General features: G+C 64.7%; 11 protein-coding genes. 7 read left to right on the forward strand and 4 right to left on the reverse strand.

The features are described 5' to 3' along the window. Positions 1 to 290 (forward strand): transposase (locus tag EN852_RS29730; protein WP_135879550.1); only part of this gene is annotated, 290 nt, incomplete at its 5' end. Between the two features lie 149 nt (positions 291 to 439). Here EN852_RS29730 and EN852_RS29735 read toward each other — a convergent pair. The 3 genes from EN852_RS29735 to EN852_RS29745 form a co-directional block, all read right to left on the reverse strand. Further along, a complete protein-coding gene (locus tag EN852_RS29735; RefSeq protein ID WP_127868320.1) occupies positions 440 to 1291 on the reverse strand; it encodes a sugar phosphate isomerase/epimerase in 852 nt (283 codons plus the stop codon). A gap of 205 nt (positions 1292 to 1496) precedes the next feature. Then, entirely contained in the window at positions 1497 to 2684 is a 1188-nt protein-coding gene (locus EN852_RS29740; RefSeq protein WP_127868319.1) for a Gfo/Idh/MocA family oxidoreductase, read from the reverse strand. Between the two features lie 143 nt (positions 2685 to 2827). Further along, a complete protein-coding gene (locus EN852_RS29745) occupies positions 2828 to 3883 on the reverse strand; it encodes a sugar phosphate isomerase/epimerase (protein WP_127879388.1) in 1056 nt (351 codons plus the stop codon). 399 nt (positions 3884 to 4282) lie between these two features. Between EN852_RS29745 and EN852_RS29750 the strand changes: the two genes are divergently transcribed. The 4 genes from EN852_RS29750 (at position 4283) to EN852_RS29765 (ending at position 8254) form a co-directional block, all read left to right on the forward strand. Beyond that, positions 4283 to 5170 carry a sugar phosphate isomerase/epimerase gene (locus EN852_RS29750; RefSeq protein ID WP_112126308.1) on the forward strand — a complete coding sequence of 296 codons (888 nt, stop codon included), beginning with the start codon at positions 4283 to 4285 and terminating at the stop codon, positions 5168 to 5170. A gap of 56 nt (positions 5171 to 5226) precedes the next feature. Next, complete coding sequence (locus tag EN852_RS29755; protein ID WP_127879390.1) at positions 5227 to 6396, forward strand: mandelate racemase/muconate lactonizing enzyme family protein; 1170 nt, start codon at positions 5227 to 5229, stop codon at positions 6394 to 6396. 2 nt (positions 6397 to 6398) lie between these two features. Then, positions 6399 to 7115 (forward strand): FadR/GntR family transcriptional regulator, encoded by a 717-nt coding sequence (locus EN852_RS29760; RefSeq protein WP_127879392.1) that lies wholly within the window; start codon positions 6399 to 6401, stop codon positions 7113 to 7115. Positions 7116 to 7273: 158 nt separating this feature from the next. Continuing rightward, on the forward strand, positions 7274 to 8254 hold the full coding sequence (locus EN852_RS29765; protein ID WP_127879394.1) for a hydroxyacid dehydrogenase: 981 nt from the start codon (positions 7274 to 7276) through the stop codon (positions 8252 to 8254). Positions 8255 to 8521: 267 nt separating this feature from the next. Here EN852_RS29765 and EN852_RS29770 read toward each other — a convergent pair whose 3' ends face one another. Continuing rightward, a complete protein-coding gene (locus tag EN852_RS29770; protein WP_127879396.1) occupies positions 8522 to 9817 on the reverse strand; it encodes an amidase in 1296 nt (431 codons plus the stop codon). Between the two features lie 120 nt (positions 9818 to 9937). On the opposite strand from EN852_RS29770, the gene EN852_RS29775 reads away from it, so the two are divergent. Further along, the gene (locus EN852_RS29775) at positions 9938 to 10285 is read left to right on the forward strand and encodes a GFA family protein (protein ID WP_127868311.1); all 348 of its coding nucleotides are present in this window, start codon (positions 9938 to 9940) and stop codon (positions 10283 to 10285) included. Positions 10286 to 10378: 93 nt separating this feature from the next. Further along, on the forward strand, positions 10379 to 11461 hold the full coding sequence (locus EN852_RS29780; RefSeq protein ID WP_127879398.1) for a nitroreductase family protein: 1083 nt from the start codon (positions 10379 to 10381) through the stop codon (positions 11459 to 11461). Positions 11462 to 11495 lie beyond the last annotated feature (34 nt).

Consider the following 11495-nt stretch of genomic DNA (forward strand, 5'->3'; position numbering starts at 1 on the left):
TCGGCCAGCGCTCACCCAAGGCGATCGCCGCGCTCGTCGGCCTTGCCCCGTTCGACAACAAGAGCGGCAAGCTCAACCGCAGGAGCCAGATCCAGGGCGGGCAATCACGCGTGCGCCGCGCCCTCTACATGGCAGCCCTCACCGCCATCAGAACCTGTGAGCGCTTCAAGACATTCTACACAGCGCTTGCTGCCCGCTCGGGGTCCAAGAAACTGGCCATCATCGCCGTCGCAAGGAAGCTCCTGGTCGTCCTCAACGCGATCATTCGCGACAAAACCGCATTCGCGTGAACACAGTTGCCATTCCGTTCCCTGACCCGGAGAATGCAGCGGTGCAGAATTCTGCATCGTCGCGGAGCGTCGACGTCACGGAATGGATCCTCGGGTCTCCGCGTCCGCTTCGCTCCCGCTCCGCCCGTGGATGACGAACGGAGAGGCGCCTACGCGGCAGCCTTCCACCCGTCCCTGATATGCCTGTACCCCTCGCGGTAAACCGCCTCCGGGCTCTCCGCGAAATCGCGCCACACCTTGGTCGCCGCAGCCAAGTCCTTCAGCGAGCGGCCAAACGACTCGATCGTCAGCCAATCGTCATAGCCACTCTTGCGGATGGCGGAGAAAGTCTCCTTCCACGGAATGTTGCCGCGCCCCGGCACGCCGCGGTCGTTCTCCGAAATGTGTATATGAACGATATTCCGGCGATGCTTCGTATAGGCGCCGATCGGATCGGCCTCCTCGATATTGGCATGGAAAGTGTCGTACATCGCCTTGATGTGCGGCCGGTCGATCGCGTCGATGTGCTCCGACAGGTCGGCCATGGTGTTGACCAGATAGCATTCGAAGCGGTTGAGCGCTTCGAGCCCGATGGTCACGCCCTTCTTGCCGGCATGGTCGCCGATGGCGCGCTGCGAGGCGATCGAGCGCTTCTTCTCGGCAGCCGTCGGCCCGCTGCCGGAAAAGGCGCCGAGCGTCGAATGCAGCGGCCCGCTCAGCGTGTTGGCGCCAAGGGCAGTGCTGCAGTCGATTGCCCATTTCATGTAGTCGATGCCGGCCTTGCGCGTCGCGGCATCCGGCGAGATCAGGTTCATCGCCGGATCGCCCATCGCCGAGACCGCGGTGCGCTCCAGGCCGATGCGGTCGAGCATTTCGCCGAGTTTCTTGTAGTCGTCCGGCGAGCCCGCAAAGACCGGTATCTCGACGCCGTCGAAACCGGTCGCCTTGATGTCCTTCAACAGCGGCTCGTGCTTCTTCGAGACGCTGGTGGTCCACAAGAACATGCACATGCCGATTTTCATCGACACCCCCTCCCCACCTTGCGGCCAGCCGCTTGCGTTGGCGGGCCACCTCATCCGGCCGCTTCGCGGCCACCTTCTCCCCGAGGGGGAGAAGAGGTCGGCGCCGGCGCTTACCTGCTCCTCTCCCCTCGGGGAGAGGTCGGATTGCCCCGAATTGCCCTTCGCAATTCGGTTGGCAATCCGGGTGAGGGGGCGCCGCCGCTGACTACAGTTTCGTCCACGCCCCATTCTTCTTCGACGACTTCACGCAGGCCTCGATGAAGGCCATGCCTTCGACGCCGTCCGCGATCGTCGGGAAGACCACATCCTTCCCCGGCTTGCCACCCTTCCTGCGCGCCGCGCGGATGGCGCGGGCGGCCTCCTGATAGATGTTGGCAAAGCCTTCGAGATAGCCTTCCGGATGGCCGGACGGCACGCGGGTCACACGCGCGGCCACCGGCATCGCGCCGGCGCCAGCCCGAGTGAGCAGCTGCTTCGGCTGGCCGAACGGCGTGTACCAGAGATAGTTCGGGTCGGCCTGCACCCATTCCAACCCGCCCTTCGAGCCATAGATGCGCAGCTTCAGCCCGTTCTCATGGCCGGGCGCCACCTGGCTTGCCCAGATCATGCCCTTGGCCGGATGCTTGTTGCCGACCGGCTTGAAGCGCAGCATGACATTGACATTGTCGTCGAGCTGGCGGCCCGGCACGAAGGCGTCGAGATCGGCCGACAGCGAATCCAGCTCGAGCCCCGAGACGAAGCGGGCAAGGTTATAGGCATGCGTGCCGATGTCGCCCAGCGCGCCGCCGGCGCCGGCCTGCTTCGGATCGGAGCGCCACGAGGCCTGCTTCTGGCCGGTGGCGGCGAGGTCCTCGGTCAGCCAGTCCTGCGGATATTCCGACTGCACGATGCGGATGTCGCCGAGCTGGCCCTTGGCCACCATCTCGCGCGCCTGGCGGATCATCGGATAGGCGGTGTAATTGTGGGTAAGCACGAACACCTTGCCGGCCTTCTCGACCAGGGCGGCAAGCTTCTTCGCCTCGGCCAGCGAAGTCGCCAGCGGCTTGTCGCAGATAACGTGGATACCGGCCTCGAGGAAGGCCTTGGCCGCCGGCACATGCACGTTGTTGGGCGTGACGATGGCCACCGCCTCGATGCCGTCGGGACGCTTGGCTTCGGCCTTTGCCATCTCGGCATAGGAGCCGTAGCTGCGTGCCGGATCGAGCCCGAGTTCCTCGGCCGAGGCCTTTGCCCGTTCCGGGTTCGACGACAGCGCGCCGGCCACCAGCACGAAGTCGTTGTCCATGCGCGCCGCGATGCGATGCACCGCGCCGATGAAGGCGCCCTGCCCGCCGCCAACCATGCCGTAGCGGATCGGGCCGCCTCCCGTTTCCGACTTCGATGCGCCGACCATTTTCGTCCTCTCCTCTAGGCTCCTCACCCTCCCCCTTGCGAAGAGGGACCGACGCGCAGCGTCGGGCGGGTATCAGGGTCCGCCGCGGCCTGGAATTCAATCCCACCCGGACCCGCAGTCGAATCTTCTCAAAGAATTCGCGGTCAAATCCCCATCATCGCGCGCAGCAGCTTCTTGTCGGTCGTGCCGGCGGCGAAATCATCGAAGGCTTTCTCGGTCACCCGGATGATGTGATGCTGGATGAAGGGCGCGCCTTCGGCCGCCCCGTCCTCGGGATGCTTGAGGCAGCATTCCCACTCCAGCACCGCCCAGGAATCGTAATTGTATTGGGTGAGTTTTGAGAAGATGCCGCCGAAATCCACTTGCCCGTCGCCAAGCGAACGGAAGCGGCCCGCCCGGTTCACCCAGCCCTGATAGCCGGAATAGACGCCCTGCCGTCCGGTCGGGTTGAACTCGGCATCCTTGACGTGGAACGCCTTGATCCGCTCGTGGTAGATGTCGATGAATTCGAGATAGTCGAGCTGCTGCAGCAGGAAATGCGACGGGTCGTAATTGATGTTGCAGCGCTTGTGGCCGCCGACCGCGTCTAGGAACATCTCGAAGGTCGCGCCGTCGAACACGTCCTCTGAAGGGTGGATCTCGTAGCCGACATCGACGCCATTGTCCTCATAGACATCGAGGATCGGCTTCCAGCGCTTGCCGAGCTCGCCAAAGGCTTCCTCGATCAGCCCCGCCGGCCGCTGCGGGAAGGGGTAGAGGTAAGGGAAAGCCAGCGAGCCGGTGAACGACACCGAAGCGTTCAGCCCGAGATTGCGCGATGCCTTGGCGCCGAACTTCATTTGTTCGACGGCCCATTGCTGCCGCGCCTTGGGATTGTTGTGCACCGATGGCGGCGCGAAGCCGTCCATCTGCGCGTCATAGGCGGGATGCACCGCCACCAATTGGCCCTGCAGGTGCGTCGACAATTCGGTGATCTTGACGCCGGCGTCGGCGCAGATGCCTTTCACCTCGTCGCAATAGGCCTTCGACGACGCCGCCTTCTCGAGGTCGAACAGGCGTGCGTCCCAGGTCGGGATCTGCACGCCCTTGTAGCCGAGGCCGGCCGCCCATTTGGTGATCGAGGCCAGTGAATTGAACGGTGCGGCGTCGCCCGCGAACTGCGCCAGAAACAGCCCGGGACCCTTCATCGTCGTCGGCATCGGCATCCTCCCTCTCTTGTTTTCGCGACCAAAGCATAGCGCCGATTTGAGCGAGGGCCAGCCTGTTTGGTCAGTCCTGACGGCATCTAAACGCCATGCCATTCTGGTATTACCAAATCTCGTAATTCGGTCAAGCGCCTGAAAGCCTCAAACGAGCGCCAACCTTGCTGTCAAATGGGCAAAATTTTCTCGTAAAATCATAGTATTGATCAGGGCGATCAGTGCCAACTGCCCGCTCCTTGCCGTATATTAAAATTTGCTGTAGAGGTCATGACAGGCCCAATTGGTCGAACCAGTTTCGAGGAAAATGCTGGCAACGCCTTGGGGAGGAAGCGTGCGGCCGCCTCTTGAGGCGTCGCGGGGTAAAAAGTGACAGGCGAATTCTGGGAAGGATAGACCATGCATCTTTCGACGCACAATTGGATGCGGGCGGAGCCGCTGGAGGTGACGCTGAAGCGCATCAAGAAGTTCGGCTACGAATCCATCGAGATTTCCGGCGAGCCCGAGCAGTACAAGACCAAGGAGACGCGCGCGCTCCTGAAGGAGCATGGCATCCGCTGCTGGGGTTCGGTGACGCTGATGCTGGGCGAACGCAACCTCGCCGCCAAGAACCAGGGCCAGCGCGAGCGGTCGGTCCAATATGTCAAGGACGTGCTCACCATGGTGAGCGAGCTCGACGGCGAGATCATCACGCTGGTGCCCGCCACCGTCGGCAAGGTCGTGCCGGACGGCACCGAGGCGGAGGAATGGGGCTGGGTGGTCGACGCCACGCGTGAATGCTTCACCCATGCCAAGAAGGTCGGCGTCCGGATCGCCATCGAGCCGCTGAACCGCTTCGAGACCTATCTCTTCAACCGCGGCGCCCAGGCGCTGGCGCTCGCCGACGCGGTGAGCCCCGAATGCGGCGTCTGCCTCGACGCCTACCACATCCACATGGAGGAATTTAACGTCTACGACGCGATCCGCCAGGTCGGAAAGCGCCTGTTTGACTTCCATGTCGCCGACAACAACCGCTTCGCCGCCGGCCTCGGACAGATCGACTGGCCCAAGATCGTGCGCACGCTGAAGGAAGTCGGCTATGACGGCGCGCTGACCAATGAATTCGTCGCGCCCGTCGACCGCACGCCGGCCGCGCCCTATCCGGAGATGGTCGAGCGCAATCCGGTCGACATCTCGCCCGAGCAGCTCAAATTCATCCAGGACCACGGCTCCAGCGTGCTTACGGAGAAATTCTACACCGACCAGATGCGCATCACCGCCGAAACGCTGCTGCCGCTGATCAAGTAGACCTCCGATCAAAGCTTGTCCTTCCGCCTGGCGGGCGGAGGGGCCGAAGGGAAAACATGCGCATCAAAAGCGTCCAGGCCTGGTGGGTCCGTGTCCCGATCGAAGCCGCGAAGCAGCATCGCAGCGACTTCGGCCAGGTGACGACATTCGACGCCGCCATTTTGCGCATCGAGACCGATGACGGCCTGGTCGGCTGGGGCGAGGGCAAGAACGCCGCCGGCAGCGCCGGCAGCTATGGCGCGCTCGTCCATATGCTCAACCACGAGATCGGCCCTCAGCTCATCGGCCGCGACCCGGCCGATATCGGCATCATCTGGGAGATGCTCTACAACGGCGTGCGGCACGAGACGGCGGCGCATGCCGGCCATGCCATGCCGCAGCTGGCGCGGCGCGGCATGAGCGTGGCGGCGATCAGCGCCGTCGACATCGCGCTCTGGGACATCCTCGGCAAGTCGCTCGGGCAGCCGGTATGGCGGCTGCTCGGCGGCCGCAAGGTCGAGCGCATGCAGGCCTACGCCTCGGGCGGCTGGGCCTCCCCCGACGCCATCGGCGAGCAATTGCAATCCTACATCGCCAAGGGCGGCTTCAAGGCGCTGAAGATGCGCGTCGGCGCCATGGACGGTTCCCCGCATCTTTCGGCCGCGCGCGTGCGCGCCGCAAGGCAGGCGATCGGGCCGGACGTCGATCTGATGGTCGACGCGCACGGCACCTACACCGTGGCCGAGGCCAAGCGCTTCATCAGCCTCACCGCCGATCTCGACCTCGCCTGGTTCGAGGAACCGGTGATCGCCGACGACAAGCCGGGCATGGCCGAGGTGCGCGCCTCGGGCTCGACGCCGATCGCGACAGGCGAGAGCGAGGCGACGCGCTACGCCTTCCGCGACCTGGCGGTGCTGAAGTCGGCCGACATCTTCCAACCCGATCCGGCGTTTTGCGGCGGCATCAGCGAGGCGATGAGGATCGGTACCATCGCCAGCGCCTTCAATCTGCGCTTCGCGCCGCATCTGTGGGCTGGCGCGCCCTGCTTCTTCGCCGGGCTGCATGTCTGCGCCGCCTCGCCCGCCAGCTTCATCATCGAATATTCGCTCGGCGCCAATCCGATGATCCACGAGCTGGTCGAAGAGACTGTCGAAGCGAAGGACGGTATGATAGCGATCCCTGAAATGCCTGGATTGGGATTCACCATCTCCGAGCGGTTCCTGGAGGCGCACGCGCAACGTATTTGACGATGAAAGAAAAGAACCTTCTCGCGGAACTTGCCGCCTATCTCTTCTCCAATTCGGACAAGGAGTCCGGCCGCACGCCGTCGGAGCGCGAGCTGGCGGAACATTTCGGCGTCAGCCGCGGCCAGATCCGCGAGGCGCTCGCCATACTCGAAGCCATGCGCATCGTCGAGCGGCGCGCCAAGTCCGGCATCTATATCGACACCAAGCAGGCAAGCGTGGAAGCGCTGGCGCTGTTCGCCCGCGCCGGCCTGCCGCTCGATCCGGTGCAGATCTACGAAACCGTCGAGTTGCGCAAGATCCACGAGATCAAGGCGGCCGAGCTTGCCTGCTCGCGCGCCACCGAGGAGAACTTCGAACGCCTGCGCGAGATCCTGAAAGCCTCCGAAGAGCGCATCGGGGCCGGCGAGGGCCTCGCCAAGGAGGACCGCGAGTTCCACCTCGAGATCGTGCGCGCGACCAAGAACAGCGTCTTCCACAACATCTGCAGCGTCTATTACCTGATGGGCGAGCAGCGCCTGCCGATCTATTTTAACGATCCCGAACGCTCAGTGCGCTCGCACGCCGAGCACATCCAGATCTACGAAGCGCTGCTGCGCCGCGACGGCAATCTCGCCCAGGCCCTGATGAACGCCCATTTGCAGGGCGCCGAGAGCTACTGGAAGGGGATCATCGAAGGCCACGGAACGGAGCCGAAAAGCGCGGCGCTCGAGAAAGCTTGAGCATTTTGCAGGAAAAGTGTGAACGGTTTTCCGTCCGGAATTGCGTGAAACAAAGAGACATGGCAGTTCGCCGTTTCCATGAAACGGAGAAATGCCGTTGAGCATTTTGCAGCCAAGCGTTTAGCTTGGCGTCGCACAAATGCGGAAATGGAACCCCCATGCGCAAGATCCTGTCGACGCACCCGCTGCACCCTCGCGCCACGGCCATGCTGGCCGGCGCCGGGCGGCTCGCGATCGCTTCCGCGCTCGATCCCAAGACGCTGACCAGCGAGGCGCTCGACGCCGATATCGTCATCGTCCGCGCGCCGCTGCCGCCTGAGCTGTTTCAAGGCGCGGTGAATTTGCGCGCCGCGATCCGCCACGGCGCCGGGCTGGACATGATCCCGGTCGAGGCGGCGACCGCCGCCGGCGTGCTGGTCGCGAACGTGCCCGCCGTCAATGCCCGCTCGGTCGCCGAGCATGTGATGTTCGTGGCACTCGCTTTGCTGCGGCGCTTCCGCGTGACGGACCGCGACCTGCGCGCCAAGGGCTGGCTTGCCGGGCGCGAGCACGCCAATTCGACCAGCGAGCTGGCCGGCAAGACGATCGGCATCGTCGGCCTCGGCGCGGTCGGCCAGGCCGTCGGCCATATCGCCGCCCATGGCTTCGACCTCAATGTCGTGGCGACGACGCGCAGCCTGCGCCCGGCGCCCGAGCGCGTCGGCTTCCTGTCGATCGACGCGCTCGTCGAGCAGAGCGACATCATCGTGCTCTGCTGCCCTTTGACGGAGGAAACGCGCGGCCTGATCAGCCGCGAGCGCATCGCCCGCATGAAGCCCAATGCGCTGCTGATCAATGTCTCGCGTGGTCCGGTGGTCGATGACGAGGCGCTGATCGAAGCCTTGCGAGAAGACCGCATCGGGGGCGCCGCGCTCGATGTCTTTTCCACACAGCCGCTGCCGCCCAACCACCCGTATTTCGGCTTCGACAATGTCATCGTCACCCCGCACATGGCCGGCATCACCGAGGAATCGATGATGCGCATGGGTGTCGGCGCGGCGGGCGAGGCGCTGCTGGTGCTGGCCGGCAAGCTACCGATCAACCTGCGCAATCCGGAAGTCATCGAGCACTACCGGCGGCGGTTTCCAGCTGGCGATTAGACCATCGGTGCGGATCGTGACGGTGCAGATATGAGATGCTGGCGGGACAGCGCCCCCTCTGTCCTGCCGGACATCTCCCCCACAAGGGGGGAGATCAGACGTCATGCCGGCTTTCGCCAATCTCCGACGCTGCAGGATCGAGCGCGGCGCTGAAACTGCCAATCTCCCCCCTTGTGGGGGAGATGCCGGCAGGCCAGAGGCGGGCGCGAAGGAACGCGACGGCAAATTTCCCTGACGCCAATTTTGCCTCGGCTCGCGGCATCCTCATCAACGGCCGAGCAAAGCCTCAACGGCTGCCGCGATGGACAGAAGCCGCCGATCTTCCCCGTGCCTCCCCACCAACATCAACCCGGCCGGCAGTTTGGTGCCCGGCATCGGCAGCGAGATCGCGCAAAGGTCGAACTGGTTGGCGACCTGCGTGTTGCGCAAGAGCAGGCCTTCGGTCCTGTCGCGCAGCGCCTCGTCCCCGGCCATGGCGGCGATGGACGCCGCGACCATCGGCACGGTCGGCAAGGCCAGCACGTCGACCGTCTCCAGCCGTTCCGCCATCGCCGCCACGAGCTCGCCGCGACGGCGGATCGTGCGGATATAGGCCGAGGCGGGAACGGCCAGCGCGCGCGACAATGGCCCGGTGACATGCGGATCGACCGGCACGGAGATACCGCTCGCCAGCCAGTCAGCATGCACTTCGGCGCCTTCCATCGACGCGATCGTGCCGCGTCTGGTGGCAGCGCGCATCTCGGCGACGAGATCGTCGATGGACACATCGCCGACGCGGGCGCCAGCCTGTGCGATCCTGTCGAGGCAGCTCTCGAAAGCTCCGGCGACCTCGGCTTGCGTCTCGCCGAACAGCACGCCGCGCGGGATGCCGATGCGCAAGGTCGCGAGCGGGACTGGTTGAAGCGCCGCCGGCTCTTCCCCCGCCATGACCGCATCGGTGAGCGCGCAATCGGCGACGCTGCGGGCGAGCGGACCGATCGAATCCAGCGTCATCGACAGCGGAAAGGCGCCGGCCACGGGCACGCGCTTCGCCGTCGGCTTGTAGCCGACGACACCGTTGAGCGAGGCCGGAATACGCACCGAGCCGCCGGTGTCCGAACCGATGGAGATGTCGCTCGTGCCCTCGCCGACCGAGACGCCCGCGCCGGATGAAGACCCGCCCGGGATAAGGCTTGCATTAGCCGCATTGCCGGGTGTGCCGTAACGCAGATTGTCGCCGATCGCGGTGAAGGCGAACTCGGTCATGTTGGTCTTGCCGAGGATGACCGCGCCCGCCTGGCGCAGCCTCCGCACGATCACCGCATCTCGCGCGGCAGGTGCGGCTTCGGCGCGGATCAGCGACCCGGCCGCTGTCGGCTCGCCAGCGACGTCGAACAGGTCCTTGATCGAGATGATGCGCCCGTCGAGCGGGCCAAGGCTGACGCCGGCTTTGCGGCGAGCGTCGGACGCATCGGCGGCTGCCCGAGCGGCCTCGGCATAGAGCTTCGTGTAGACCCGCTCGTCGGCCGCGCGATTGGCAAGACGTGACAGGATGGTTTCGAGACGATCGCGGACGGATTGCATTTTCGATGTCGGGCCTTGCAAAGTTGCAACGTCTTTTAGGCGCGCGGCCCGATGTTGGGCCGGCAAAGAGATAACCCGGCAAGAGTGCCTTTGCACCCTGCCAGCGACGGGAAGATGCTGATGCTGTACAAAGGCAGCTGCCACTGCGGCAAGGTGGCATTCGAGGTCAAGGGTGAGATCGGCGGCGCGGTGCGCTGCAACTGCTCGATCTGCGCGCGCAAGGGCGCGCTGCTGTGGGCGGTGCCGCATGGCAGCCTGCGCCTGGTCGCCTGGGGCGATGACCTCGGCAAATACACTTTTGGCAAGGGCTCGATCGCGCATCGTTTCTGCCGGACCTGCGGCATCCACCCTTTCGCCGAGGATGTCGGCGAAAGCGGCGAGCGCACGGCCTATATCAACATCAACTGTCTCGAGGACATCGATCTTGCCGTGGTGGAGGTCTTCGGCTTCGACGGTCGCGCCGCTTAGGCGTGCCCCGGTCGATCAAAAGGCCTTGATTGAGATCAAGGGCTATTCCCGATCCGCCGCTATCTTGCCTGCGAGCTTATTCGAGAGGGCGCGATGAACAGGCGAACGATGCTCGTTGGCCCAGGCGCCGCGCTTGTCGCGGCCGGCTCAGGCGCCGCCGCCTGGCGATCGGCGGTCGGATCCATGACCCAATATGAGGCCTTCGCCGCCAGCTTGCGTGACCGCCTGACGCCCGATCTTGAGGCCGTCGTCCGTTACGCAACCTTGGCGGCCAATAGCCATAATACGCAGCCCTGGCGGTTTCAGCTTGAAGCGCATGCAATCGAGATCCGGCCTGACCTTCAGAGGCGAACCCCGGTCGTCGACCCTGACGATCATCATCTCTATGTCAGCCTGGGATGCGCTGCGGCCAATCTCATGCTCGCTGCGGCGGCGACCGGCCGCACCGGCGAGGCTTCGCTTACGGCCGACGACAACGGGATCCGTTACGATTACCTCATGGGCGCGGCGAAAGCGGATCCGCTGACCGACGCCATTCCGAAACGCCAATCGACGCGTGCCGAATATGATGGCCGCGCCACCCCTGCCGCGGATCTCGCCGAACTTGAGCGCGCAGCCGCGATACAGGGTGTGAGCCTGGCGCTTGTCACGGATCGGGCGCGGATGAAGCAGGTGCGGAATCTTGTCGTTGCGGGCAATGAAGACCAGATGAACGACCCCGCATTCATGCATGAGCTGAAGCAGTGGATACGCTTCAACCCGCGCAGCGCGACAGCAAGCGGCGACGGGCTCTTCTCAGCCGCGAGCGGCAGCCCGGTGCTGCCGACCAGCCTGGGCCGAATCGCCCTGGACCGGCTGTTCAGCGTCGCCCAGGAGAATGAGAAATACGCCCGTCAGATCGACTCATCAGCAGGGGTGGCGATCTTCTTCGGCGAGCGGCCGGACCACGATCACTGGATCAGGGTCGGCCAGGCATGCCAGCGCTTCGCTTTGGCGGCGACGAGCCTGGGACTTAAGCTCGCCTTCATCAATCAGCCTGTCGAGGTCGCCCGCCTGCGCGCCGACCTGGCGGCGATTGTCGGCGAGACACGCAGGCCGGATGTCGTGATGCGCTTCGGATATGGGCCGGCCCTGCCTTTTTCGCCAAGGAGGCCGGCGGCTTCGGTCATGACATGATGCTGGATGGCTGACATGGTCGGTTGACCTGTCA

It is taken from the genome of Mesorhizobium sp. M2E.F.Ca.ET.209.01.1.1 (genome assembly GCF_004010375.2).
GTDB lineage: Bacteria > Pseudomonadota > Alphaproteobacteria > Rhizobiales > Rhizobiaceae > Mesorhizobium.

What these genes read in the sequence shown, in the direction of transcription:
- EN852_RS29755 (WP_127879390.1), top strand. Translation starts at nt 5,227, where the DNA reads ATGCGCATCAAAAGCGTCCAGGCCTGGTGGGTCCGTGTCCCGATCGAA.
- EN852_RS29760 (WP_127879392.1), top strand. Translation starts at nt 6,399, where the DNA reads ATGAAAGAAAAGAACCTTCTCGCGGAACTTGCCGCCTATCTCTTCTCC.
- EN852_RS29770 (WP_127879396.1), bottom strand. Translation starts at nt 9,817, where the DNA reads ATGCAATCCGTCCGCGATCGTCTCGAAACCATCCTGTCACGTCTTGCC.
- EN852_RS29775 (WP_127868311.1), top strand. Translation starts at nt 9,938, where the DNA reads ATGCTGTACAAAGGCAGCTGCCACTGCGGCAAGGTGGCATTCGAGGTC.
- EN852_RS29740 (WP_127868319.1), bottom strand. Translation starts at nt 2,684, where the DNA reads ATGGTCGGCGCATCGAAGTCGGAAACGGGAGGCGGCCCGATCCGCTAC.
- EN852_RS29780 (WP_127879398.1), top strand. Translation starts at nt 10,379, where the DNA reads ATGAACAGGCGAACGATGCTCGTTGGCCCAGGCGCCGCGCTTGTCGCG.
- EN852_RS29745 (WP_127879388.1), bottom strand. Translation starts at nt 3,883, where the DNA reads ATGCCGACGACGATGAAGGGTCCCGGGCTGTTTCTGGCGCAGTTCGCG.
- EN852_RS29765 (WP_127879394.1), top strand. Translation starts at nt 7,274, where the DNA reads ATGCGCAAGATCCTGTCGACGCACCCGCTGCACCCTCGCGCCACGGCC.
- EN852_RS29735 (WP_127868320.1), bottom strand. Translation starts at nt 1,291, where the DNA reads ATGAAAATCGGCATGTGCATGTTCTTGTGGACCACCAGCGTCTCGAAG.
- EN852_RS29750 (WP_112126308.1), top strand. Translation starts at nt 4,283, where the DNA reads ATGCATCTTTCGACGCACAATTGGATGCGGGCGGAGCCGCTGGAGGTG.